This window comes from Burkholderia sp. Ax-1720 (assembly GCF_011753035.1).
GTDB lineage: Bacteria > Pseudomonadota > Gammaproteobacteria > Burkholderiales > Burkholderiaceae > Burkholderia > Burkholderia gladioli.
The window spans coordinates 35,318-58,909 of sequence record NZ_VWWK01000027.1; the positions used below are offsets into that span (position 1 = coordinate 35,318).

Consider the following 23,592-nt stretch of genomic DNA (forward strand, 5'->3'; position numbering starts at 1 on the left):
TCCTTTCATCCGGGATCATATATTTATGAATGTGAGTGTGCTCCTGTTTAGGGTGGTAGGTCTGTCAAATTATTTTTTGGATATTTATTGATTTTATGAATGCCAAATTTGGATTGGTGATTTTTAAAGTGGATAGGATGCGTTTTTTTAAAATGCTTCCTCCTAAAACTGTGCAGTGGGGTGATGAAGTTGTCGAGATTGATTCGCCATCCCGATATGTATCGTCAATTGTGATGGGGGTTGAGTTTGGTGTGCATCCCGTGACGCGGTTTGTTTTAAATAGACTCCCTGACGGAGCTCGATGCGAAGAGTTGGAGTTTGTGAGTATCGATGGTCCCCTGTTGGATGAATATCAAAAGTGGTGTTTGGTGGGGGCGGAAAGGTGTGATGGTTTCGAGATTGAGTTTATTGATTTTCTGAGCAGGATCGATTTTTGGGCCGTTATGTTTGCTCCTGAGGGGGAGCGTCTTGAGGATGTTGTTTATTTGGGCTGTGATGAATTAATCCCTCTTTTTAGAAAGAATTTTGGTGATATATCTATGAGCGATGGATTTCTCGTTATTAAAGCGTAACTGCTAATCGGATTTGAGGCGGGTTGGTAGTGAATTTGGGTGGTGTTGTAAGTTGCCGGTGCTGATGTTTTCTGCGTGTATGTTTGATGGGCGTATGTCGCGAAACAATTGTACGTTGTTGGCCGATGCGGACGGTGAGGCTTAAGCTTCGCCGTTGTATTATTTATTTAGACAGTCGTCAGCGGTGGGAGGCGAGGAAAAAGCCGGTGGCGCCATTTTGGTTGATAGATTGGATGGCCATGTCTGGAGTTAGGATGGGGGTGTTCCGGGTAGAGGGGCCTGTCAGAATTTCCGTGTTCGAGGCGGGTTGAGCATCACACGGATGGCCGGGCAAAACGCTCTTCGTAGAGGATGGCCGGACCACATAGGCCAGCAGCGTCTAGCATTCCCTGGGCAGTCCAGAGTGTCTATGAAACTCTGGCCGGTCCAATCGGCCGGCGTCTTACCCGCGGCAGCATGGCCTTTAGCAACAGTTGCAAACATGTTTCGCTCTTCAGAATGCAACTGCCGGTTGAACTGGTTTGCCGCTAAAAACGACACGCCGGGAGGCACGATAGATATGTATACGCAAACGCCTACGCGTTTCCCATATCACGTGCTCCAAGGGCCAGCCCTTGGAGAACCCGGCACCGCCGACGCTCACGCGCCGATCTTCGCAGGCCCACAAATGACAAACCTGGCCGAAGCCGGGTCGTCTTTTCACTCGCTGTCCGGGCAATAACCGGCGCGAGCCTATCCTGCCGTAGAGCAAAAAAGTTGAACGTTCAACATTGCTTTGGCTCTCAATAAGTTCATTAGCATACTCGACAACGCCATAAATCACGAACCCGGCTCTTCGCCGGGTTTGCGTTTGTGCCTTACATAGATGCGTCTTCGTCAGCTATTGCCTTCGGCAAGAATTCACGACCGCGCCTTGCAATCTCATCCCACTGTTCAACAGATAAAGCTACGTTCTTATCATTCTCATAGAAGGTCAATACAAGCTGCTTTTCTTCGGAAACGCCTATTTCCATAAAGGGGTTACTTTCGCCCTGTATATAGACACAGATGTACGGATACAAGCTATTGATGTCGCCAACTTTTTCGAAGATCAAACCATAGATCATTTCTGCAACCCTCTAAATCCAATGAATTCGCCCGATGTTGCCCAGCTAGCCGCCCGACCGTCAGGAAGCGTATATGTAACCCATCCATTCGGATACCTTCCGCCCGCACCAATGGTCTTTGTGCCATTTTGCAGGATATCTTGTGCCGCATTTGCCGCCAATTCATTCAATTGCGCATCACTTCGATAAACCTGTCGTAGATCCTGTGTAGAGTCGAAACCAAAGTATTCGGGATGTTTGGTGACAGCACGACCAGCATTAGTAATTGCTTGTCCATCCTTGAATAGTTGGTTTGCTGCGCTTGCAAGATCGCCGGCGCTATCTCTCACAGACGGCTGCCCATCGCCCCCACTATTATTACCGCCGCTCGACAGGATCGGCGTGCCCGGTGCCGCGATTCCCGGCGACACCGGCACCGGTCCTTCCGGTGTCATCGCATACACCGGTGGCGTAACCACGGCGCCCGCCGTTCCGCTGGGCGTGTTATTGCCGTCGTTGGCCTGCACCAGCGGATTCGCATCGGACGGCGGGGTCTGCCCGCTGGCCGCGTTCATCTTGTTGACGAACTAGGCTCCCCATGTTCGCCGCACCACGCCCCGCCGACTTCGCCTCCTGAATGATCCAGTCGGCTGCCCTGGCTGACGTGTCGGCCCACGCGTCGACGATCGGGTCGTAGACGAACTGCCCCGTCGACCTCAGATCGCGCTGCTCGCTCACATAGCCCGCGCCACGGTTCTGCGAATCCTGCGCCGCCGCCTTGGCCGGATCGTTATCCGACAGCTGCGCCGCACACTGCACCAAATAGCACGCCGCATCGGCCAGCCGCTGCTGTTCCTCTGGCGTTTGCCCCTGCTGCAACTTCGCGAGTTTCTGCTTTTCATCCGGATGCATCTGCCGGTTGTAGAGATCCGCATTGGAAGCGGTCGCAGCGCGTGCCGACCCGCCCACCAACGCCCCCGCCCCCGTCGCCGCGACGTTCGCGATGATATTACCCAAGGCTTGATCAAGCGCAGCGTTGCCCGTCGGGCTCGACTTCTGGATCGACTGGCTCAAGTCATTGAGCTTGCCGGCGAGAAACACCGATACCCCAGCACCCAATGCACCGCCCAAGGCATTCCCGCCCAGCCCGCCGATCAGCGCGCCACCAGCGGTATGCATCGCGACACGATAGTCGCCCCCCTCCTTCCATTCATCGATCGCTGTCTGAGCTGCCGCGACGCCCGCGCTATCGCCCGCTTTCTCCGCAGCCTCCTTCGCCGCCACCGCCTCCTTGTATTTGCTGCTCGCGTAATCCCCGATCGCTTGCGCGATAGTCTGGCCAGCCGCCTGCGCGGCATTCATCGTATCCGCCTGCTGCGAGAGCAGTTTCTGCACGTCCGGAGTCTTCGACACCGAACCGTTAGTACCGCTGGTATCGCGACTCAAGCCGGCAACGTCCTGCGTCTGCCCAGCAGCATTGGTAACGGTGATGGTGCCGACAGCCACGGCGCTGCGAGTCGTCGCCGATTGGTCGCCTCCCTCGCTCTGGCCGAGCATCGGTGACACACCGCCCTTGCCGCTGGCCGAATCCTTGCCAGTGGACTTGTCGCTCGTGCCGACCGAAAAACCGCCACCAATCCCACTGCTCGACGCGCTGTAGTGTGAGTGATCCTGAATATCGCTGAACGTCAGCGTGCCAGTCACAACGTGATGTGATTACCCCAGAAAAATCCAATTCCACATTAGGGCATCTCTACCCGGAACACCCCCATCCCACCTCGGCTATGATGCAACTTTCCCCGGAAGCCGCCATCGCCCCATGCCCGTTCCGTCCATCCTCCTCGAAGTCATCGCCACCACGCTGTCCGACGCGCAGACCGCCGCGCGCGCCGGCGCCGATCGCATCGAACTCGTCACCGGGCTGGCCGAGGGCGGCCTGACGCCGAGCATCGGCCTGATCGAGGCGGTGGCGCGGGCCGTGCCGATTCCCGTCAACGTGATCGTGCGTCCGCATAGCCGCGGCTTCGTCTACACCGCCGAGGAACTTGCGATCCTCGAACGCGACACGCAGGCGGCCGTCGCCGCCGGTGCCTCGGGCATCGTGTTCGGCGCGCTGAACGCCCATGGCGACATCGATGCCGCCGCGCTGGCGCGCATCGTCGAGGCCGCCGGCGGCAAGCCGATCACCTTCCATCGCGCCTTCGACGTCTCGCGCGATCTCAACGCCGCCTTCGAGACGCTGCTGAAGACGCCGGCCGTCACCTCCGTGCTGACCTCGGGCGGCCATCCCTCCGCGCTCGACGGTCGCGATACGATCGCGCGCCTGGCGCGCCGCGCTGCGGGCCAAGGCTGCGAAGTGCTGGCCGGCGCCGGCCTCACGGTCGATTCGATCGGCGATTTCGTGCGCGCCACGGGCGTGCGCGCGGTCCACCTCGGCACCGGCGTGCGCGAGCGCGGCGAGTCCTGGGGCCCGGTCGATGCGCGCCTGGTCGCGAAGGTCCGCGCCACCCTCGACGCGGCGGCCGGCGCGGCGCGCTGAACGAACTCCTCACGACTTCCCCGCAAGCATCAAAACAAAATCGGCGCGCCCAACCGCGGCGCGCCGATCTCATTCAAGCCAGCCCGAAGCTCAGTTCGCCACCGGCCCCGGCGCATGCGCGCACTTCACCGGCTCGGCCGCGGCTTCCGCCGGCATCTGCTGCGCCGACTCGGCACGCATCCCCAGCCGCGCCAGCAGCTCGCGATCCTTCTGCGCCTGCGGATTGCTGGTGGTCAGCAGCTGGTCGCCGTAGAACATCGAGTTCGCGCCGGCCAGGAAGCACAGCGTCTGCATCGAGTCGTCGAGCTGCTCGCGCCCGGCCGACAGCCGCACCATCGCCTTGGGCATGGTGATGCGCGCCACCGCGATGGTGCGCACGAACTCGAACGGGTCGAGCGGCGCGGTGCCTTCCAGCGGCGTGCCCTTGATCGCCACCAGGTTGTTGATCGGCACCGATTCCGGATACGGGTTCATGTTGGCGAGCTGGGTGATCAGCCCGGCGCGCTCGCGGCGCGATTCGCCCATGCCGATGATGCCGCCGCAGCAGACGTTGATGCCCGCGTCGCGCACCCGGTCGAGCGTGTCGAGCCGGTCCTGGTAGGTGCGCGTCGAGATCACCTGGCCGTAGAACTCGGGCGAGGTGTCGAGGTTGTGGTTGTAGTAGTCGAGGCCGGCTTCCGAGAGCGCCTGCGCCTGCTCGTCCTCCAGCATGCCCAGCGTCATGCAGGTCTCCAGGCCCATCTCCTTGACGCCGCGGATCATCTCGGTGAGCGGCTCGATATGGCGCTCCTTCGGGCTGCGCCAGGCGGCGCCCATGCAGAAGCGCGTCGCGCCATTGGCCTTGGCCGCGCGCGCGGCGTTGAGCACCGCGCTCACGTCCATCAGCTTGCTGGCCTTCAGCTCGGTCTCGTGATGCGAGGACTGCGAGCAGTAGCCGCAATCCTCCTCGCAGCCGCCGGTCTTGATCGACAGCAGGGTGGAGAGCTGGATCGCGTTCGCGTCGAAGTGCTCGCGATGCACCTGCTGGGCGCGGAACAGCAGGTCGTTGAAGGGCAGTTCGTAGAGCTTGACGACGTCGGCGACGCGCCAGCGCGGCGATACCGGCGCGGCCACGGGAACGGCTGCGGGTGCGATGCTCGCGTCGGTGCTCACGGTTTGGGCTTGGGTCATGGTCGGGTCCTCGGTAGGGTCGGGGATCAGCGGTTGTCGGTCAGGGCCGCGCGGCGTTCGCGTGGCGAAGCGCCGCCAGCAGCCGTTCGATGTCGAGTGCCGCCGCGGCTTGCTCTGCCCGCGGCGGCGTCATGTAGGGAATCTCGCCGATCAGCGGCGCATCGTGCTCGCGCGCGAGCCATTGCGCGACGGTGGCGATGTTCTGGTCGGCATAGAGCATGGCCGGATCGACGCGGTTGGCCACCCAGCCGGCGATGCGCAGCCCGCGCGCGGCGATCGCGTCGGCGGTGAGCAGCGCGTGGTTGATGCAGCCGAGCCGCACGCCGACCACCAGCACCACCGGCAGCTTCAGTGCCACCGCCAGGTCGGCGGTGTCGAGTCGGTCGTCGAGCGGCACGCGAAAGCCGCCCACGCCCTCGACCACCACCACCTCGGCGGCCCGGCAGGCTTGCGCGTGCGCGGCCAGGATGGTGCCGATCTCCAGCTTCAGGCCTTCCTGCGCGGCCACGATATGCGGCGCGGCCGGCGCCTTCATCATGAAGGGCGTGCGAATCGCGGGCGGCAGCGCGACGTTGGCGGCCGCGTCGAGCTGGTCGGCGTCCTCGTTGTGCAGCACGCCGTCCCGTTCCTCGGCACCGGCCGCGATCGGCTTCATCGCGGCGGCGCGCAGGCCGTGCCGCGCGAAGCCGTGCAGCAGCGCGGCCGACACGAAGGTCTTGCCGATCTCGGTATCGGTGCCGGTGACGAAGCAGGACAACGTGGAGGAGGTGGAAGACGCGCTCATGCCGCCGCCTCCGCCGCGCCGGCGGCGCTCAGGGCGGCCTCGAGCCGGGCCAGGTCCGCGAAGTCGTGCGCGGCCGACAGCGACACGCGCAGCCGCGAGGTGCCGGCCGGCACGGTGGGCGGGCGGATCGCCGGCACCCACAGGCCGTGCTGGTCCATCGCGCGCATCGCGGCCAGGGTCGCGTCGTTCTCGCCGATCACCAGCGGCTGCACGGCGGTGCGCGAGTCGATCGGCTGCCAGCGCGTATTGCGCAGGATCTCGCGGGTGCGCTCGATCAGCGCGGCCAGGTGCGCGCGCCTCGCCTCGCCTTCCTCGCCGCCGATCAGCGCGAGGCTGGCCGACACGGCGTGCGCCACCGAGGGCGGCGCGGCGGTGGTGAAGATGTAGCTGCGCGCGCGCTGGATCATCCATTCGATCACGGTCTCGTGCGCGATCACGAAGGCGCCGGCCACGCCGGCGGCCTTGCCGAGCGTGCCGACGTAGATCAGGTGCTCGGAGCGCAGCCCATAGGCGGCCGGCGCGCCGCGCCCTTGCGGGCCGAGCACGCCGAAGCCGTGCGCGTCGTCGATCACCAGCCACGCGCCATGCGCCTCGGCCAGGGCCACCAGCCGCTGCAGCGGGGCGATGGTGCCGTCCATGCTGAACACCGTGTCGGACACGATCAGCTTGGTCTCGGCCGTCGAGGCGGCGAGCTGCGCGGCCAGTGCGTCCATGTCGCCATGCGGATAGACGCTGATCTCGGCGCGCGACAGGCGCGTGCCGTCGATCAGCGAGGCATGGTTCAGCGAGTCGGAGAAGATCTCGGCGCCGCGGCCGGTCAGCGCCGTCAGCGCGGCGAGGTTGGCCATGTAGCCGGTGCTGAAGTAGAGCGCGCGCGGCGCGGCGCAGAAGCCGCCGGAGAAGTCGGCCAGCTCGTCCTCGAGCCGCGCATGCGCGCGCGAATGGCCGCCCAGCAGGTGCGAGCCGCCGCTGCCGGAGCCGTAGCGGCGCGCGCCCTCGGCGAAGGCCTCGACCAGCGCCGGATGCGCGGCCAGGCCCAGGTAGTCGTTGCTGGCGAAGCTGACGATCTCGCGGCCGTCCACCGTCATGCGCGCGCCGCAGGCGCTGTCGGCGGTGCGGCGCACGCGGCGCAGCCCTTGCGCGTCGATCTCGGCCAGGCCGCGTTCGAGCGCGGCAAGCAGGCTCGGCGGGTTCGGCGTGCTCATGCGCGCACCTCCGCGAGCGTGGCGTCGAGCGTGGCGCGCGTTTGCGCGGCCAGCCAGTCGATCTGCCCGTCGTCGAGCACGTAGGGCGGCATCAGGTAGACGCTGCTGCCGATCGGGCGCAGCAGCAGTTCGTGCCTGAGCGCCTGCTCGAAGAAGCGGCGCGAGAAACCGCGCGCCTGCTCGGCCTCGAGCGCGACGTCGAAGGCCAGGATGGTGCCGCGCTGGCGCAGGTGGCGCACCTCGTCGCGCTCGGCGAGCGGCGCGAGCGCCTCGCGCAGGCGCGCCGACTTGCGCGCATTGGCCGCCAGCACGTCGTCGCTGTCGAACAGCTCGAGCGTGGCGAGCGCGGCGCGGCAGGCCAGCGGATTGCCCGTGTAGGAATGCGAATGCAGGAAGCCGCGCGCGGTGTCGTCGTCGTAGAAGGCCTGGTAGATCGCATCGCGCGAGAGCACCAGCGAGAGCGGCAGGTAGCCGCCGCTGATGCCCTTGCTCAGGCACAGGAAGTCGGGCCACACGCCGGCCTGCTCGCAGGCGAAGAAGGTGCCGGTGCGGCCGCAGCCCACCGCGATCTCGTCGGCGATCAGGTGCACCTGGTAGCGGTCGCAAAGCGCGCGCAGCCCGCTCACGTAGGACGCGTCGTGCATCGCCATGCCGGCCGCGCACTGCACCAGCGGCTCGACGATCAGCGCGGCGAGCGCGCCGGCGCGCTCGGCGAACAACTGCTCCACCGCGGCCAGCGCGCGCGCGGCCACCTCGGCCGCGCCCTCGCCGGGCGCGGCCTGGCGCGCGTCGGGCGAGGCCACCACGTGGGCGTGGCGGATCAGCGGGTCGTAGGCGTCCTTGAACAGGGCGACGTCGGTCACGCCGAGCGCGCCGATGGTCTCGCCGTGATAGCCGTTCGCCACGCAGACGAATTCGCGCTTCTCGCCGCGGCCGGCGTTGCGCCAGGCGTGGAAGCTCATCTTCAGGGCGATCTCGACGGCCGAGGCGCCGTCCGAGGCGAAGAAGGCATGGCCGAGCGTGTGCCGCGTGAGCGCGGCGAGGCGCTCGGCCAGTTCGATGGCGGGCTCGTGCGTGCAGCCGGCCAGCATGGCGTGCTCCAGCGTGTCGAGCTGGTCCTTCAGCGCGGCATTGATACGCGGGTTGGCATGGCCGAACAGGTTCACCCACCAGGAGCTGATCGCGTCCAGGTAGCGCGCGCCGTCGCGGTCGTACAGCCAGGGGCCGGCGCCGCGCGCCACCGGCACGAGCGGCATGCGCTCGTGGTGCTTCATCTGCGTACAGGGGTGCCAGACTGCGCGCAGGCTGCGCGCAACCCAGTCGTCGGGTTGTGTGCTCAAAACGGCTCCGGAACGGGACGCGGCGCGGCGGGATTCGGACGAGATTCGGGTGGAACCGCGGCAGCGGCCCCGCGCCGGTCCATCGAGGCGGCGGCCGGCGGGCGATATCCGCCCCGCGACGGCCGTCGACGCGCCTGCGTGCAAAACCAAAACGGGCCAGAGATTAGCGCGATTCCGGGCCTCGCGCAGCATTGGTTACAAACGTGCGGAGCCTTGCTGGGCATGGAGTTGCGCGAGGTTTTGGGGTGCTCGCGACGGTTCGGCCACGATGCCCGGGATAGCGTGCAGATGACGACGGCAAAGTGGCGCCACCCGACGGACGGAAATCGAGGGGAAGCGGCGCGGGAGGTTCGCAACGAAAAAGGGAGGGATCGATGCGGCTGTCGTGCGCGAGGCGCCCCGGAGCACGGGCGATCAGGCGAAGTGTCGCCGAAGGACGTGACGGGGCGAGGTCAGCGCAAGGTGGGCGCGAAGCGGGAACGGTGACGCAGACGGCAAAACGGCGAAACCGGGAAGGTCTCGCCGTGTGTGCAAGGGAGGTCTACGAAGCGTCGCTCAGCGGCTGGCCAGCGCGTGGGTGGCGCCGTCGGCCGGCGCGACCGCCTCGGCCGTGGCCGTGCCTTCGTTGGCATGCCAGACCACGTGGTTGTCGACGGCATAGAGCCGGCAGGCGCCGGTGCCCTGCTTGCGGCAGTTCTCGAGCGCGAGCGCCATCGGGTCGTCGCCGCCCTCGGCCCAGGACCAGGCGCCTTCTGCCGACACCGCGAAGGCGCGGCTCGGATGCTGGTTCAGGAAGTGGCGATAGCCTTCGCGGCCGGCGGCGTCGAGGTAGGGCACCGCGTCGACGGCGTCGATCGAGGCGTAACCCGAGGCGGAAGGCATGTGCGGGCAGGCCACGGCATAGAGCACCGTGGTCGGCATGTGCAGCTCGCTGAGGAAGGCGTTGACCGAGGGCCACCAGATCGGCACGCCGTCGCGGTCGACGATCAGCCGGTGCGCGTCGTCCTTGTAGCTGCCGTAGTCGACGAACAGGGTGCTCGCGCCGTGCGAGACATAGGCCTCGCGCAGCCGCTCGACCAGGGCCGGCGACCAGACCGAATCGTTGTCGCCGTACATCCACAGCGAGGGCACCTGGGTCTTTTCGCCGTAGGTGTCGAAGGCGCCCACCAGGTTCTTCTGCCAGCCGTCGCAGAGATCCTGGCGCAGGCCGCCGGAGAAGTTGATGATGCCCTTCACGCCCTTGGCCGCGACCGTGCCGTAGGCCAGCGAGACCAGCCCGCCGTGCGAGGTGCCGGCCACCACGATGCGGTTGGCGTCCACGTAGGGCTGCTTGGCCATGTAGTCGACCGTGGCGGACACGTCGCGCGCCTGCGCCATGCCGTTGCGTTCGACGTCGCAGCCTTCCTGCACGTAGGTGCCGCCCGAGCCCGCGAAACCCTCGCGGTTCGGCGCCACCACCGCGTAACCGCGGCGCACGAACTCCCGCGCGAAGGCGACCGGCCGGCTGCGCGGCTGGTCGTGCAGGTCGCCGGGGTTCTTGCCGTGGTTGAACACCACCAGCGGGAACGGCCCGGGGCCGTTGGGCTTGAAGACGGTGGCTTCGAGCATCACCGAACCGTCGCGATCGGCGGGGATCCGGATGATCTGCTCGTTCATGTCGGCCGTGATCTGCGGCAGCCCCGGTTCGTTGTAGTCGAACCGTTCGGCGCCGGCCAGCGAGGCCGTGGAGGAAGTCGGGGCGGGCGACGCGATCGCGTCGGGGGAGGCCGCGGCAGCGGACAAGGTGCCGGCCTGGGCGGCCGACAGCAGAGACGCCGCCATCCAAGCTGCTAACACCTTGCGAAACACCATGTCGATTCCCGCGACCCATTTCGTTTGAAACCGGGTCCATCCTAGCCCGACAAATTCGGCTTGTGCAATGCGGGAATAACCCTTCCTCCGCCGCGGTGGCGTTGACTCAGCGTTCGCTTACATTGCCGTCGATATAGCGCCAGATTCCGTGCTCGTCGCGCGAGAAGCGGCTGGTCTCGTGCAGCCGGTGCGCGCGCGAGCCGTCCTTGTAGCGCGCCACGAACTCCACCACGGCGTGGGCGGCGTCCTGCTCGGCGAAGCGCTTGATGTCGAGGCCGAGCCAGCGCGGGCCGTCGCCGGCCTCGAGATCGGCCGGGCAGGTGGCCGGATCCCAGGTGGCGCGCAGGTAGGCCGTCTCGCCGAGCACGTAGGCGGTGTAGCGCGAACGCATCAGTTGCCAGGCGTTCGGCGCCGGCGTGCCGGCATCGATCAGCGGGCCGCAGCAGGCCGCGTAGGCCGGCGCGCGCTCGGGCCGCCGGCCCGGTTGCGCGCCGCCGCAGGGGCACAGTACCGGCCGCCCGGCGGCTGTGGACGAAGTGGGGCGGGAAGCCTCGGTGGAACGTTCGTTCATCGCGCTCACCACTCCAGCTCGGCGCCGTCGTACTGGAAGAAGCGGCCGTTGGCGGCGGCGCGGTCGGCCGCGGCCCTGGCCAGCACGCGGCGCATGCCGGTCACGCTGGTTTCGGCGTCGAGCGCGGCGTCGCCGCCGCCCATGTCGGTGCGCACCCAGCCGGGATGCAGCGACAGGCAGGTGGCCTCGCGCGTCTGCAGCGCGGCCACGCGCACCACGTTGTTGAGGGCGGCCTTGCTGGCGCGATACAGCCAGCCGGTGGTGCCGCTGATGCCGCCGGTGCTGCCCATCCGGCTCGACACGAAGGCCAGCACGCCCTGTGCGTCCTCGACCATCGGCAGCAGGATCGGCAGCAGCTGCATCGGGCCGAGCACGTTGGTGTGCATCACCGCGTCGAAGTCGGCCGCGTCGATGGTCTCCACGCCCTGGGTGCGCGGGCCGTAGACGCCCGACACCACCACCGCCGCGTCGAGCCGCTCGCCTTCGAGCTTCCAGCCGAAGCCGGCGAGTTGGGCGGGATCGGTCACGTCGAGCGCGTGGGCGGTCGCGCCGAGCGCGCGCAGCGCGTCGAGCGAGGCCGCGTCGCGCGCGGTGGCCAGCACGTTCCAGCCGTCGCGCCGGTACTGGCGCACGAATTCCCTGCCGAGGCCGCGCGAGGCGCCGACGATCAGGACGGTTTTCATCGAATCGTTCTCCTTGCTTGAAGCGCGCCGCGCCGTGGGCTCAGACCAGCTCGATCGCCATCGCGGTGGCCTCGCCGCCGCCGATGCAGAGGCTGGCCACGCCGCGCTTGCCGCCGCGCGCGCGCAGCGCGCCGAGCAGGGTGACCAGGATGCGCGCGCCGGAGGCGCCGATCGGGTGGCCCAGCGCGCAGGCGCCGCCGTTGACGTTGACGCGCTCGTGCGGCAGCCCGTGTTCCTTCATGGCGGCCATCGCCACCACCGCGAAGGCCTCGTTGATCTCGAACAGGTCGATGTCGGAAGGCCGCCAGCCGGTGCGCTCGAACAGGCGCTGCAGGGCGCCCACCGGCGCGGTGGCGAAGCGCGCCGGGGCCTGCGCGAAGGTGCTGTGGCCGACCACCCGCGCCAGCGGCGCGGCGCCCAGGCGCTCGGCGGTGGAGGCGCGCATCATCACCAGCGCGGCGGCGCCGTCGGAGATCGACGAGGCATTGGCCGCCGTCACCGTGCCGTTCGGGCCGAACGCGGGCTTCAGCGTGGGGATCTTGTCGGGGTTGGCGCTGAACGGCTGCTCGTCGCGCGCCACCACGGTTTCGCCCTTCCTGCCGGCGATCGTCAAGGGTGCGATTTCCCAGCCGAACGAGCCGTCCTCGTTGGCGCGTTTCGCGCGCGCCAGCGACTCGATGGCATAGGCATCCTGCGCCTCGCGCGTGAAGCCGTATTCGGCCGCGCACTCGTCGGCGAAGCTGCCCATCAGGCGGCCCTTGTCGTAGGCGTCCTCCAGGCCGTCGAGGAACATGTGGTCGAGCACCTGGCCGTGGCCCATGCGCATCCCGCCGCGCGCCTTGGGCAGCAGGTAGGGCGCATTGGTCATGCTCTCCATGCCGCCCGCCACGATCACCTGGGCGGAGCCGGCCAGCAGCATGTCGTGCGCGAACATCGCCGCGCGCATGCCGGAGCCGCACATCTTGTTGACGGTGGTGCAGCCGGTGGCCTGCGGCAGTTGCGCGCCGAGCGCGGCCTGGCGCGCCGGCGCCTGGCCCTGGCCGGCCGGCAGCACGCAGCCCATCACCACCTCGTCGACCTGCTCGGCGGCCAGGCCCGAGCGCGCCAGCGCCGCGGCGATCGCCGCGCTGCCGAGCTGCGGCGCGCCCTGCGTGGCGAAGGCGCCTTGGAAGCTCGCGATGGCCGTGCGGGCCGCCGCGGCGATCACTACCGGATCATGTTCAGCATTGGTCATGTTTCGTCTCCTTGAGTGTTTTCGCGACCTGTTCCGCGACGTCGGCCAGTTGCGCCGCGTCGGCCGCGACCATGTCGTTGTCGTCGCTCGAGCTGGCGCGCCCGGCCGAGAGCGTCTCGACGCAGCGCTGGTGGACGCTGGCGAGTTCGTCGGCGGCCGACACGGCCATGCCGAGGTTGCGCATGCGGCCGTCGTGCACGCCGTAGACCAGGCCGTGCACGGTGAGCGGCTGGCCGCGCGTCCAGGCATCGTTGACGATGGTGGTGCGGCACACGTTGACCACCTGCTCGATCGCGTTCAGCTCGATCAGGCGGCGGTAGCGCGCCTCGCCCACCGGCCACTGGTCGAGCAGCCCGGCGTGCTTGTCGCGCACGTCCTGCACGTGGTGCAGCCAGTTGTCGGCCAGCCCGACGCGGCGGTTGGTGAGCGCGGCGTTCACGCCCGAGCAGCCGTAGTGGCCGACCACCATGATGTGCTTGACCTTCAGGATGTCGACCGCGAACTGCAGCACCGACAGGCAGTTGAGGTCGGTGTGCACCACCACGTTGGCGATGTTGCGGTGGACGAACACCTCGCCCGGCGGCAGGCCGATGATCTGGTTGGCGGGCACGCGCGAATCGGAGCAGCCGATCCACAGGTATTCGGGCGCCTGCTGGTCCTTCAGGCGTTCGAAGAATTGCGGGTCGTCGGCGAGCTTGCGCTTGACCCAGGCGTCGTTGTTCTCGAACAGGTGGGCGAGCGGGTGATCGTTGGTATTCATCGCGAGGTCCGTTTGGTCTGTTGCGTGCTGTTGATCGGTTGAAGTCGTGAAGCCGGGATTCGGTTCGGTCCTGGCGCTCAGGCGGCGCGCTGCGCGTCGGCGGGCCGCGCGTAGCGTTCCGGGTAGCGCGCGCGAAAGCGCAGGGACGGGTCGTACGGGAAAAAGTCGGGCAGCTCGCCGCTCAGCACGCGCGCCTGGCTGTCCTGCCAGAGCGCGGGCTCGAAGAAATCCGGGTGCTGCGCGAGGAAGGCCTCGCGCACGCGCGGATCGCCGAGCAGGAAGGGTCCGTAGGTTTCGGGAAAGATGTCGCGCGGGCCGACCGGGTACCAGGGTTCGTCCGACATTTCATCTTCCTCGTTGCGCGGCGGCGGCACGCGGCGCACCTGGCAGTCGGTCAGGTACTCGATCTCGTCGTAGTCGTAGAACACCACGCGGCCGTGGCGCGTCACGCCGAAATTCTTGTAGAGCATGTCGCCGGGGAAGATGTTGGCCTGGATCAGCTCCTTGACCGCGTTGCCGTATTCCTTCACGCCGTGCGCGATCTCGGCGTCGCTGCCGTGCTGCAGGTACAGGTTCAGCGGCGTCATGCGGCGCTCGATGTACAGATGCCGGATCACCACGCTGTCGCCCTCGTATTCGAGCAGCGAGGGCGCCTCCTTCTCCAGCTCGCGCAGCAGCGTCTCGTCGAGCCGCGCCAGCGGCAGCGCGACGCTCGAGTATTCGAGCGTGTCGGCCATGCGGCCGAGCCGGTCGTGGCGCTTGACCAGCTGGTACTTCTCCATGATGCGTTCGCGCGTGGTGTCCTTGGGCGGCGGGAAGCGGTCCTTGATCGCCTTGAACACATAGGGGAACGAGGGCAGCGTGAACACCAGCATCACCATGCCCTTGATGCCGGGCGCGATCACGAAGCGGTCGCTCGAATGCGAGAGATGGTGCAGCAGGTCGCGATAGAACAGGTTCTTGCCCTGCTTCTGCAGGCCCAGCGAGGTGTAGATCTCGGCCTTCGGCTTGCCCGGCATCAGGGTGCCGAGGAACTCGACATAGGCCGAGGGCACATCCATGTCGACCAGGAAGTAGGAATGCGAGAAGCCGAAGATCACCTGCAGCTGCTCGCGGCGCAGCAGCACCGTGTCGAGCGCGAGCGTGCCGGCGCCGGTATGGCGCAGCGGCACCGCGAAGGGCAGGGTGCGCTCGCCGTTGACGATGCGCCCGACGATCCAGGCGCCCTTGTTGCGGAAGAACAGCGAGGACAGCACGTGGATCTGGAAGTTGAAGGCCTCGTCGAAGGCGCCGAACTCGTCGTCGATCGCCTGCAGCAGGCAGGCCGTGTCGCGCGAGAGATCCTCGAAGGGCACGCCGAGCTGGAAGTTCGTGACGATCCGCTCGAGCGTGGCCGGCAGCCCGTCGCGCGCCGGGTAGTAGGCGCGGTAGGTGGGCTTGGCGGCCGGCGCGGCGTTCTCCAGGTACTCGGTCGAGATCGCCGGGCGCACGAAGATGAAGTCGTTGTGGAAATACGAGCGGTGCAGGATCTTGCAGCACACCGAATTGAAGAAGGTTTCCGCGCACTCGGGCTGCAGGTGCGAAGTCAGGAGCCCGATGTAATGGAGCTTGATCTGCTGCCAGACCTCGTCGTCGAGGCCGGCCGCGTCGTATTCGTCTTCCAGGCAGACCACGCATTCGCGCACGCGATCGTCGTAGGAGGTGATGCGCTCGCGCCCGAGCCGCTGCAGGCCGTGCCAGTCGGCCGCCTCGAACCGCGCCTTCGCCTCGACGGCCGCGTCCCGGAAGGTCCGGTAATGGCGATCGAAATGCTCCAGCATGGCCTGGGCGAGATCGAAGCCGATTTGCGACGACAGCAGTTTGGGGAAGTGGTGCATGGTCCGTCCGGGCTCGTGGCGGGGGCGAGGCGCTATTTTACCGCCGCGCCGCGCCGAAACCGCGCCCTCGCGAGCGGGTTGCCGAGCCTCGCCCGGGGCCGGATCGCCGACGTTCGGCGACATAGGGCGACGAATCGGGCATCTGCCGGCAAGCGGCGCGGTTCGGGCGTGAACGTGGCACGAACTTTTTTCGTGCACCGCGCGGTACCGCGGTGCGTCATGCGGCGCGACGCCCGCCACGGCGCGATGGGGCGCGATCGCGCCCGGCGCGGCGCGCCGACGATGTTGCGGCGCACGCGCTAGAATCGCAGGGCCCCCCACGCCGCGCCAGGCGGCCCATGAAGAACCGACGAGACGCCATGAACGCATTGGAATACCAACTCGACTACCCGTTCGCCGACACCCTGCCCGCCGCGGGCGAGTTCCTGGAGGTCGCGCCGGGCGTGCGCTGGCTGCGCATGCCGCTGCCGTTCTCGCTCGACCACATCAACCTGTGGCTGCTGCGCGACGAGATCGACGGGCAGGCGGGCTGGACCGTGATCGACTGCGGAATTTCGTCGGACGAGATCCGCCGCCACTGGGAGCAGGTGTTCGACACGCACCTCGATGGCCTGCCGGTGCTGCGCGTGCTGGTCACGCATTGCCATCCCGACCACCTCGGCCTGGCCAACTGGATCTGCGAGGGCGGCGAGCGCCGGCGCTGGCAGGTGCGGCTGTGGATGACGCTGGGCGAATTCATGTTCGGCCAGGTGATGGCGGCCGGCAACGGTTCGAACGCGGGCGGTGCCGCCGCGGCCGAGCACTTCGCGCGCCACGGCCTGACCGACCAGGCCAAGCTCGACAAGCTGCGCAACCGCAACAGCTACTACTCGGACCTGGTGCCCGCCGTGCCGGCGCGCTATCGGCGCCTGCGCGAGGGCGACACGGTCACCATCGGCGCGCGCCGCTGGCAGGTGGTGACGGGCTTCGGCCATTCTCCCGAACATTGCGCGCTGCACTGCGCCGACGAGGCGCTGCTGATCTCGGGCGACATGGTGCTGCCGCGCATCTCGACCAATGTCTCGGTGTTCGACCTCGAGCCGGAGGCGAACCCGCTCCAGCTCTATCTCGACTCGCTCGGCCGCTACGAGCCGATGGCCGCCGACACGCTGGTGCTGCCCTCGCACGGCAAGCCGTTCCGCGGCGTGCGCACCCGCATCGGGCAGTTGCGCGAGCATCATGCGGCGCGGCTCGACGAGGTGCGCCAGCTCTGCGCCGAGCGGCCGGCCAGCGCCGCCGACGTGGTGCCGATCATGTTTCGCCGCCGCGAGCTGGACGTGCATCAGCTGACCTTCGCGCTGGGCGAGGCGATCGCGCATCTGCATCTGCTCTGGCACGCGGGGGAATTGCGGCGCGAGGTGGACGAAGCGGGTGTGTTCCGCTTCCGGCCGGCGCGGGGCTGAAGGCAGGCGGCCCGGCGCATCGCACGCGCGGGCCGGGTCGAGACAGCGGGCAAGCGAGGCGGAGGAATCCGTCGCTCGCCCGCGACAGCGGCGGGAAGGCTTACTGCACCGCGACCGTATCGAAGTGCTGGCGCCCGAACGGGCTGACGTGATAACCGCTCACGTTCGGCCGCGTGATCGCCGAGGCGGTCGGGTAGCCGAGCGGGATCCACAGCGCCTGGTCGTGAATGATCTTCTGCGCGGCTTCATAGGCCTTGGTGCGCTTGGCCAGGTCCGGCGTTTCCTTGCCGTCGGCGATCAGCTTGTCGAGCTGCGGATCGCAGTAGCGCGCGAAGTTGATGCCCGACTTCACCGCATTGCAGCTGAACAGCGGCGACAGGTAGTTGTCCGGATCGCCGTTGTCGCCGGCCCAGCCCATGAACAGCATGTCATGCTGGCCGAGCTTGGCCTGCTTGATCAGCTCGCCCCACTCGATCACCTTGACCTCGGCCTTCACGCCGATCTTGGCGAAATCGGCCTGCAGCAGTTCCGCGCCGGCCTTCGGGTTCGGGTTCAGCACGCTGCCCGTCGGGCGCACCCAGATGGTGGTCGAGAAGCCGTTCGGGAAGCCCGCCTGGGCCAGCAACTGCTTGGCCTTGGCCGGATCGTAGGGATAGGCCGAGATCGACTTCGCGTAGCTCCAGGTGTTGGGCGGATACGGGTTCACGGCCGGCGTCGCGGTATTGTCGAACACCACCTTCAGGTAGGTCGCGCGATCGAAGGCGAGGTTCAGCGCCTCGCGCACCTTCGGGTTGTCGAGCGGCTTGTGCTCGGTGTTGAGCGCGACGAAGGCGGTCATGAAGGCCGGCGTCTCGACCACCTTCAGCGCCTTGTCGGCCTTGGCGGCGGCCACGTCCTGCGGCTTGGGCGACAGCGCGATCTGGCATTCGCCGGCCTTGACCTTCTGCGCGCGCACCGAGGCGTCGGGCGTGATCGCATAGATCAGGCGGTCGACCTTGGGCTTGCTGCCCCAGTAGCTCGGGTTCACCTCGTAGCGGATCAGCGCGTCCTTGGTGTAGCTCTTCAGCACGAAGGGGCCGGTGCCGACCGGCTTGGCGTTGAGGTCCTGCTGGCGGCCCGCCTTGAGCAGCTGGTCCGCGTATTCGGCCGAGTAGATCGAGGCGAAGCCCATCGTCAGGATCGGCACGAAGGTCGCGTTCGGTTCGTTCAGTTCGAACTTCACGGTCTGCTCGTCCACCTTCGAGACCGACTTCACCAGCTTCACCAGGCCCATCGACTGCGCGTGCGGGAAGCCGCTCGCGCCGGCCACCTTGTGCCAGGGATTGTCGTTGTCGAGCATGCGGCTGAAGGTGAACACCACGTCGTCGGCGTTCAGGGCGCGCGTCGGCTTGAAGTCCTCGGTGGTCTGGAAGGCCACGTTCGGGCGCAGGTGGAAGGTCACGGTGCGGCCGTCGGCGCTGACGTCCCACTTGTCGGCCAGCGAGGGCACCACCTTCTTGCTCGCCTCGTCGTAGGACACCAGCGTGTTGAAGATCACGTCGGCCGAGGCGTTGGTGGTGACGAGCGAGTTGTACTGCACCACGTCGAAGCCGTCCGGGCTCGCTTCGGTACAGACCGTGAGCGGCTTGGCCAGAGCGATGAGCGGGGCGGCGGCGAGCGGGGCCGCAATCAGCGCGGCGGCGGCGAACGTCGTGAAACGCATGAGATCTCCCACGTGGCAGTGTCTGTTATCGGCGTGCCGGGCGGCGACGGCCATGCAGCTCCCGGGCATCGGTCGACTAGCATACCGTCAAAGCGCGCCCGGCGTGAGCGCGTATCAGAAAGGCGTCGGCCATCGCGGCGCGGCGCCTGCCGGGGCGGAGAAGGGCGCCGCGAAGGCGCCCGGATCGACGTGGCGCCGGCGTCGCCGCGGGCTTGCGAGCTGGGATCGGCCGGGCTTCGGTGATGGAGCCGGCGTCTTCGCGAAGTCGCGCGAGCCGGCAGAGCTTCGGCCCCGGAGCGGGCGTCGTCGCGAAGCCGCGCGTGACCGGCAGGGCTTCCGCCCGGGAGCCGGCGCCGTCGCGAAGTCGCGCGCGAGCCGGCCGGGCCTCAGCCCTCGGCCTTGGGACCCGGCGCGCGCGGCTTGCGCGGCGCCTTCTCGAACAGGCGGTCGTAGAGCCAGCGCGGCGCGACGTGCAGGATCTTCGCGACCAGGCCCATCTGCCAGGGAATCACGCGGAACGCGTCCTGCGCCGCGATGGCGCGCAGCGCGCGCTCGGCGAAGCGCTCCGCGTCCATCAGGAAGGGCATCGGATAGGGATTGTGCTCGGTCATCGGCGTGCGGATGTAGCCGGGCGCGATGGTGACCACGCCGACCCGCGAGGGCCGCAGCTCGACGCGCAGCGCCTCCAGGTACTTGATCGCCGCCGACTTCGAGGCGCTGTAGGCGCCCGAGCCGGGCAGGCCGCGCACGCCGGCCACGCTCGCCACGCCGACCAGGGTGCCGCGCCTCGCGGCCTTCATGGCCGCCACGAAGGGCTCGAAGCTGGCCACCATGCCGTAGTAGTTGACGTCCATGATCTCGCGGAAGGCCGCCAGGTCGCCTTCGCCGGTGATCGCTCCCTTGCTGATGCCGGCATTGGCGATCACCACGTCGGGCCAGCCGTGCGCGGCCACGAAGGCGTCGGCCGCGGCCTGCAGGGCGGCGGCGTCGCGCACGTCGGCGGGATGGATCGAGATGGGAAGATCGGGATGGCGCCGCGCGAATTCGGCGAGGCTCTCGCCGCGGCGGGCCACCAGGCCGAGCGTGGCGCCCTGGCGGGCATAGGCCTCGGCGAGCGCGAGGCCCAGGCCGCTCGAGGCGCCGGTGATGAAGACCTTCGGGGGAGCTGTCATGCCGGCGCCTCGGGCGTGGGGATTACAGCTTCTTGTCCTTGACCTGCTGGACGATCCAGTCGAGCACCGGCGGCGTGCCTGCCTCGCTGCCCGTGTAGGACGGACCCGACTTGTACTTGCCCTGGATCACGATGGTCGGCACGCCCTGGATGTCGTAGGTCTTGGCCAGTTCGCCCGACTGCTTGACCTGCCCCTGCACTGTGAACGAGTTGTAGGTGGCCAGGTACTTCTGCTTGTCGATGCCTTGCGTGGCCAGGAAGTCGGCCTGCGCCTGCGGCGTGAGCAGGTAGTTCTTCTGCTTGTGGATCGCGTTGAACACGGCCGGCGTGTCCTTCTCGGCCACGCCGAGCGCGTTGAGCGTGTAGTACATCGCCGAGTGCGGCAGGAAGTCGTCGCGGAAGGCGACCGGCACGCGCTTGAAGACGATGTTGTCGCCCTGCTTCTTGACCCAGGCCTCGAGCGTCGGCTCGAACTCGTAGCAGTGCGGGCAGCCGTACCAGAAGAACTCGATCACCTCGACCTTGCCGGCCGGCGCCGAGATCGGCTGCGGCGACTTCATCACCTCGTAGTCCTTGCCGGCCACCGGCGCGGCCGAGGCGGACTGCGCCACGATGCCGGCCGCCAGGCTCAGGGACAGGAACAGCGTGCTGAACAGTTTTTTCATGTTGGGATTTCGAACGGTTGCATGGGACCGGATCGGGCCGGCCGGCTTACTGTTTCGTGAAGCGGATCACCGCGGTGTCGACACCGGCATCGGACAGCCGCTGGCGCGCGGAGTTCATGTCGTCGAACTTGTTGAACGGGCCGACGCGCACGCGATAGTACGTGACGCCGCTGACATCGCGCTTGGAGACCTTCGACTCGAAGCCCTGGAAGCCCAGGCGCGCGCGCTGCTGCTCGGCGTCGGCCTCGGTCTTGTAGGCGCCCACCTGCAGGAAGTAGCCGCTGTTGGCGTCGGCCGGGTTCGCGCCGGAAGTCGGCTTGGCCGGGGCGTTGCCCGCCTGGGCCGAGGAGGTCGGCTTGGCGGCCTGCTGGGCCGGCTTCGGCTGCGAGGACGACGAGGAAGGCGTGGCGGCGGTGGCTTGCGGCTTCTTCGCCGGCGGCGTGTTGTCGGCGGGCCTGGGCGCCACGGCGATGCCGTTGTCGTCCGAGGACGGCTGCGGATTGCTGTTCTGCGTGCCGTTCGAACCCGGCACCTCGACGATCTGCGGCTCGGGCAGCAGCGGCGGCTGGGTCTGGTTGGCGGCCTGGCCCGGCGCGGTATTGGGCGGGGCCGGCTGGGCGGCCTGCGGCACCGGCTGGCCCGGCGTCTTGCCCTGCAGCGCGCGGTTCGGATCGAACTGCTGCGGCTGGCTGGCGCCGCTCGCGCCGTTGTCGGCCGGCGGGGCGACCTTCGAGACGAACGGCGAGGGCGCGCGCGTGATGTAGAGCGCGACCACCACGGCGATCGCGAGGCCGACGATCAGGCCCAGCACGATGCCAAGAAAGGTTCCTCCGGCTTGTTTCGACGGTTTCGACGTGCGGCGCGGTTGTGCCATTGCTTGAGTCACCTGCTAAAAGAGTCGTGAAACGGGATTCGTGGCACGGTCGCGCGCGGCGGCGCGACCGTCTGGAGCCCGGCCCGGCGGCTTTACATCTTGCTCGGCGAGGACACGCCGAGCACCGCGAGACCGTTCGCGAGCACCTGGCGCGTCGCGGCCAGCAGCGCGATGCGCGCGGTGCGTTGCGCCTCGTCGTCGACGAGCACGCGCTCCGCATTGTAGAACGAGTGAAACTCGCCCGCGAGGTCGCGCAGGTAGAAGGCCGCCGCGTGCGGCGCGAGTTCGCCGGCCGCGTGCGTGAGCATCTCGGGGTACTCGGCGAGCTTCTGCAGCAGCGAGGCGGCCGGCTTGCTGTCGAGCGGGGAGAGGTCCGCGCCCGGCAGGATCGCCTCGTCGGCGCCGTGGCGCGACTTCCACTCGTTGAGCACCGAGCAGATCCGCGCATGCGCGTACTGCACGTAGTAGACCGGATTCTCGTCGTTCTGCTTGAGCGCGAGATCGATATCGAACACGAATTCCGTGTCGGCCTTGCGAGAAATCAGGAAGAAACGCACCGCGTCGCGCCCGCGCGTGATGATGGCCTCGTCGAGCTGCTCGGGCGAGACCTCCGCGTCCGGCGTGGCGCCGCCCGACCATTCGATCAGGTCGCGCACCGTCACGTAGCTGCCGGCGCGCTTGGAGAGCTTCACCTCCTGGCCGTCGCGCATCACCGTCACCATCTTGTGCAGCACGTAGTCGGGATAGCCCTTCGGGATGCCGATGTGCAGGCCCTGCAGGCCGGCGCGCACGCGCGCGATGGTGCCGTGGTGGTCCGAGCCCTGGATGTTGATGACCTTGGTGAAGCCGCGCTGCCACTTGGCCACGTGGTAGGCGACGTCGGGCACGAAGTAGGTGTAGGTGCCGTCGGTCTTGCGCATCACGCGGTCCTTGTCGTCGCCCTCGTCGGTGGTGCGCAGCCACAGCGCGCCTTCCTGCTCGTAGGTCATGCCAGCGTCGACCAGGGCCTGCACCGTGCTCTCGACGCGGCCTTCCTGGTACAGCGAGGATTCCAGGTAGTACTGGTCGAAGCGCACGCCGAAGGCCTTCAGGTCGATGTCCTGCTCGCGGCGCAGGTAGGCGACCGCGAACTTGCGGATCGCCTCGATGTCCTCGATGTCGCCCTTGCCGGTGACGGGCTCGCCGTCGCTGGCCGAGACCGTGGCGCCGGCCAGGTAGTCGCGCGCGATGTCGGCGATGTACTCGCCGTTGTAGGCGGCCTCGGGCCAGTCGGCGTCACCGGGCTTGAGGCCGCGCGCGCGCGCCTGGGTCGACAGCGCCAGGTTGCCGATCTGCACGCCGGCGTCGTTGTAGTAGAACTCGCGGTGCACCGCGTAGCCCTGGCTGGCCAGCACGTTGGCCAGCACGTCGCCGAGCGCGGCCTGGCGGCCGTGGCCGACGTGCAGCGGGCCGGTCGGGTTGGCCGAGACGAACTCGAGCAGCACGCGGCGCCCGGCCTCGTGCGCGGAGCGGCCGAAGGCCTCGCGCTCGGCGAACACCGCGCCGATCACGGCCTGCTTGGCGGCCGCGGTGAGGCGCAGGTTGATGAAGCCGGGGCCGGCGATCTCGGCGGCCTCGACCAGCCCGGCCGCCGACGGATGGGCCGTCACGGCCGCCACGATCCTCTCGGCCAGCTGGCGCGGGTTGGTGCCGAGCGGCTTGGCCAGCTGCATCGCGACGTTGCAGGCGACGTCGCCGTGGGCGGCCGCCTTGGGGCGCTCCAGGGTGATCGTCGGCGCGACGAAACCGGCCTCGGATTCGCCCTTCAGGGCCTGGACGACCTGCTTCACGCTGTCGGCGAGCAGGGTTTCGAGTATGTGTTTTTGAGCGGGCAGCATGCTGTCGGGAATGGTGGTTGCCGGCAGCCCGGGCGGGCGGCTCCGGCGGCGCGCCGGGGCGCGCGTTTCAGGAATCGCTGAATTTTAACAGGTGCTAAACTGCCGCTCAGACGCAAAGCGTCGGCGCGACCCCAACTCAAGCGCGCCAGCCGGCCCCGGCGCCGGTACGCACAACAAGCTGAAAGGAAAT

General features: G+C 67.8%; 21 protein-coding genes. 3 read left to right on the forward strand and 18 right to left on the reverse strand.

All coding sequences use genetic code 11. The features are described 5' to 3' along the window. The first annotated feature begins 95 nt into the window (after nucleotides 1-95). A complete protein-coding gene (locus F3J18_RS11430; RefSeq protein WP_166912880.1) occupies nucleotides 96-572 on the forward strand; it encodes a hypothetical protein in 477 nt (158 codons plus the stop codon). 857 nt (nucleotides 573-1,429) lie between these two features. On the opposite strand, the gene F3J18_RS11435 is transcribed toward F3J18_RS11430, so the two are convergent. The 3 genes from F3J18_RS11435 to F3J18_RS11445 are packed head-to-tail and all read right to left on the reverse strand — an operon-like array spanning nucleotide 1,430 to nucleotide 3,361. Continuing rightward, entirely contained in the window at nucleotides 1,430-1,678 is a 249-nt protein-coding gene (locus tag F3J18_RS11435) for a hypothetical protein (protein ID WP_124094646.1), read from the reverse strand. Then, the gene (locus F3J18_RS11440) at nucleotides 1,675-2,184 is read right to left on the reverse strand and encodes a hypothetical protein (protein ID WP_166912881.1); all 510 of its coding nucleotides are present in this window, start codon (nucleotides 2,182-2,184) and stop codon (nucleotides 1,675-1,677) included. The genes F3J18_RS11435 and F3J18_RS11440 overlap by 4 nt, the downstream gene beginning before the upstream one ends. After that, the gene (locus F3J18_RS11445) at nucleotides 2,162-3,361 is read right to left on the reverse strand and encodes a hypothetical protein (RefSeq protein WP_166912882.1); all 1,200 of its coding nucleotides are present in this window, start codon (nucleotides 3,359-3,361) and stop codon (nucleotides 2,162-2,164) included. The genes F3J18_RS11440 and F3J18_RS11445 overlap by 23 nt, the downstream gene beginning before the upstream one ends. Before the next feature lie 115 nt (nucleotides 3,362-3,476). Between F3J18_RS11445 and F3J18_RS11450 the strand changes: the two genes are divergently transcribed. After that, a complete protein-coding gene (locus tag F3J18_RS11450) occupies nucleotides 3,477-4,196 on the forward strand; it encodes a copper homeostasis protein CutC (RefSeq protein WP_096750113.1) in 720 nt (239 codons plus the stop codon). Between the two features lie 90 nt (nucleotides 4,197-4,286). Here F3J18_RS11450 and bioB read toward each other — a convergent pair whose 3' ends face one another. From bioB to aceK, 10 genes are all read right to left on the reverse strand, one after another. Next, on the reverse strand, nucleotides 4,287-5,366 hold the full coding sequence (bioB, locus tag F3J18_RS11455; protein WP_166912883.1) for a biotin synthase BioB: 1,080 nt from the start codon (nucleotides 5,364-5,366) through the stop codon (nucleotides 4,287-4,289). 40 nt (nucleotides 5,367-5,406) lie between these two features. Next, nucleotides 5,407-6,150, reverse strand: coding sequence for a dethiobiotin synthase (gene bioD, locus F3J18_RS11460; protein WP_166912884.1), 744 nt, complete (start codon nucleotides 6,148-6,150; stop codon nucleotides 5,407-5,409). Continuing rightward, nucleotides 6,147-7,355 carry an 8-amino-7-oxononanoate synthase gene (gene bioF, locus F3J18_RS11465; protein WP_166912885.1) on the reverse strand — a complete coding sequence of 403 codons (1,209 nt, stop codon included), beginning with the start codon at nucleotides 7,353-7,355 and terminating at the stop codon, nucleotides 6,147-6,149. The genes bioD and bioF overlap by 4 nt, the downstream gene beginning before the upstream one ends. Further along, nucleotides 7,352-8,695 carry an adenosylmethionine--8-amino-7-oxononanoate transaminase gene (bioA, locus tag F3J18_RS11470; protein ID WP_166912886.1) on the reverse strand — a complete coding sequence of 448 codons (1,344 nt, stop codon included), beginning with the start codon at nucleotides 8,693-8,695 and terminating at the stop codon, nucleotides 7,352-7,354. The genes bioF and bioA overlap by 4 nt, the downstream gene beginning before the upstream one ends. 555 nt (nucleotides 8,696-9,250) lie before the next feature. Next, a complete protein-coding gene (locus F3J18_RS11475; RefSeq protein WP_025098640.1) occupies nucleotides 9,251-10,546 on the reverse strand; it encodes a CocE/NonD family hydrolase in 1,296 nt (431 codons plus the stop codon). 106 nt (nucleotides 10,547-10,652) lie between these two features. Beyond that, the gene (locus F3J18_RS11480) at nucleotides 10,653-11,117 is read right to left on the reverse strand and encodes a YchJ family protein (protein ID WP_166912887.1); all 465 of its coding nucleotides are present in this window, start codon (nucleotides 11,115-11,117) and stop codon (nucleotides 10,653-10,655) included. 5 nt (nucleotides 11,118-11,122) lie between these two features. After that, complete coding sequence (locus F3J18_RS11485; RefSeq protein ID WP_166912888.1) at nucleotides 11,123-11,800, reverse strand: SDR family oxidoreductase; 678 nt, start codon at nucleotides 11,798-11,800, stop codon at nucleotides 11,123-11,125. A 40-nt stretch (nucleotides 11,801-11,840) separates the two neighbouring features. Beyond that, on the reverse strand, nucleotides 11,841-13,034 hold the full coding sequence (locus F3J18_RS11490; RefSeq protein ID WP_025101460.1) for an acetyl-CoA C-acetyltransferase: 1,194 nt from the start codon (nucleotides 13,032-13,034) through the stop codon (nucleotides 11,841-11,843). Next, nucleotides 13,021-13,794 (reverse strand): carbonate dehydratase, encoded by a 774-nt coding sequence (gene can / locus F3J18_RS11495; protein ID WP_036048991.1) that lies wholly within the window; start codon nucleotides 13,792-13,794, stop codon nucleotides 13,021-13,023. The genes F3J18_RS11490 and can overlap by 14 nt, the downstream gene beginning before the upstream one ends. A gap of 77 nt (nucleotides 13,795-13,871) precedes the next feature. After that, nucleotides 13,872-15,671 carry a bifunctional isocitrate dehydrogenase kinase/phosphatase gene (gene aceK / locus F3J18_RS11500; protein ID WP_025101458.1) on the reverse strand — a complete coding sequence of 600 codons (1,800 nt, stop codon included), beginning with the start codon at nucleotides 15,669-15,671 and terminating at the stop codon, nucleotides 13,872-13,874. A gap of 359 nt (nucleotides 15,672-16,030) precedes the next feature. On the opposite strand from aceK, the gene F3J18_RS11505 reads away from it, so the two are divergent. Beyond that, nucleotides 16,031-17,113, forward strand: a complete 1,083-nt coding sequence (locus F3J18_RS11505; protein WP_166912889.1) for an MBL fold metallo-hydrolase — start codon at nucleotides 16,031-16,033, stop codon at nucleotides 17,111-17,113. A 100-nt stretch (nucleotides 17,114-17,213) separates the two neighbouring features. On the opposite strand, the gene F3J18_RS11510 is transcribed toward F3J18_RS11505, so the two are convergent. The 5 genes from F3J18_RS11510 to argS form a co-directional block, all read right to left on the reverse strand. Beyond that, nucleotides 17,214-18,815, reverse strand: coding sequence for an ABC transporter substrate-binding protein (locus tag F3J18_RS11510; protein ID WP_025101456.1), 1,602 nt, complete (start codon nucleotides 18,813-18,815; stop codon nucleotides 17,214-17,216). 386 nt (nucleotides 18,816-19,201) lie between these two features. Continuing rightward, nucleotides 19,202-19,987 (reverse strand): SDR family oxidoreductase, encoded by a 786-nt coding sequence (locus tag F3J18_RS11515; RefSeq protein ID WP_025101455.1) that lies wholly within the window; start codon nucleotides 19,985-19,987, stop codon nucleotides 19,202-19,204. A 22-nt stretch (nucleotides 19,988-20,009) separates the two neighbouring features. Further along, nucleotides 20,010-20,651, reverse strand: coding sequence for a thiol:disulfide interchange protein DsbA/DsbL (locus tag F3J18_RS11520; RefSeq protein WP_013699532.1), 642 nt, complete (start codon nucleotides 20,649-20,651; stop codon nucleotides 20,010-20,012). A 46-nt stretch (nucleotides 20,652-20,697) separates the two neighbouring features. Beyond that, entirely contained in the window at nucleotides 20,698-21,525 is an 828-nt protein-coding gene (locus F3J18_RS11525) for an SPOR domain-containing protein (protein ID WP_166912890.1), read from the reverse strand. Between the two features lie 92 nt (nucleotides 21,526-21,617). Next, nucleotides 21,618-23,402, reverse strand: a complete 1,785-nt coding sequence (gene argS, locus F3J18_RS11530) for an arginine--tRNA ligase (protein WP_166912891.1) — start codon at nucleotides 23,400-23,402, stop codon at nucleotides 21,618-21,620. Nucleotides 23,403-23,592 lie beyond the last annotated feature (190 nt).

Bases quoted from the DNA above. Each gene is read 5' to 3' on its own strand.
- F3J18_RS11430 (WP_166912880.1), top strand. From the start codon at position 96: ATGAATGCCAAATTTGGATTGGTGATTTTTAAAGTGGATAGGATGCGT.
- F3J18_RS11435 (WP_124094646.1), bottom strand. From the start codon at position 1,678: ATGATCTATGGTTTGATCTTCGAAAAAGTTGGCGACATCAATAGCTTG.
- F3J18_RS11450 (WP_096750113.1), top strand. From the start codon at position 3,477: ATGCCCGTTCCGTCCATCCTCCTCGAAGTCATCGCCACCACGCTGTCC.
- bioB (WP_166912883.1), bottom strand. From the start codon at position 5,366: ATGACCCAAGCCCAAACCGTGAGCACCGACGCGAGCATCGCACCCGCA.
- bioD (WP_166912884.1), bottom strand. From the start codon at position 6,150: ATGAGCGCGTCTTCCACCTCCTCCACGTTGTCCTGCTTCGTCACCGGC.
- bioF (WP_166912885.1), bottom strand. From the start codon at position 7,355: ATGAGCACGCCGAACCCGCCGAGCCTGCTTGCCGCGCTCGAACGCGGC.
- F3J18_RS11475 (WP_025098640.1), bottom strand. From the start codon at position 10,546: ATGGTGTTTCGCAAGGTGTTAGCAGCTTGGATGGCGGCGTCTCTGCTG.
- F3J18_RS11480 (WP_166912887.1), bottom strand. From the start codon at position 11,117: ATGAACGAACGTTCCACCGAGGCTTCCCGCCCCACTTCGTCCACAGCC.
- F3J18_RS11485 (WP_166912888.1), bottom strand. From the start codon at position 11,800: ATGAAAACCGTCCTGATCGTCGGCGCCTCGCGCGGCCTCGGCAGGGAA.
- F3J18_RS11490 (WP_025101460.1), bottom strand. From the start codon at position 13,034: ATGACCAATGCTGAACATGATCCGGTAGTGATCGCCGCGGCGGCCCGC.
- can (WP_036048991.1), bottom strand. From the start codon at position 13,794: ATGAATACCAACGATCACCCGCTCGCCCACCTGTTCGAGAACAACGAC.
- aceK (WP_025101458.1), bottom strand. From the start codon at position 15,671: ATGCACCACTTCCCCAAACTGCTGTCGTCGCAAATCGGCTTCGATCTC.
- F3J18_RS11505 (WP_166912889.1), top strand. From the start codon at position 16,031: ATGAACGCATTGGAATACCAACTCGACTACCCGTTCGCCGACACCCTG.
- F3J18_RS11510 (WP_025101456.1), bottom strand. From the start codon at position 18,815: ATGCGTTTCACGACGTTCGCCGCCGCCGCGCTGATTGCGGCCCCGCTC.
- F3J18_RS11515 (WP_025101455.1), bottom strand. From the start codon at position 19,987: ATGACAGCTCCCCCGAAGGTCTTCATCACCGGCGCCTCGAGCGGCCTG.
- F3J18_RS11520 (WP_013699532.1), bottom strand. From the start codon at position 20,651: ATGAAAAAACTGTTCAGCACGCTGTTCCTGTCCCTGAGCCTGGCGGCC.
- F3J18_RS11525 (WP_166912890.1), bottom strand. From the start codon at position 21,525: ATGGCACAACCGCGCCGCACGTCGAAACCGTCGAAACAAGCCGGAGGA.
- argS (WP_166912891.1), bottom strand. From the start codon at position 23,402: ATGCTGCCCGCTCAAAAACACATACTCGAAACCCTGCTCGCCGACAGC.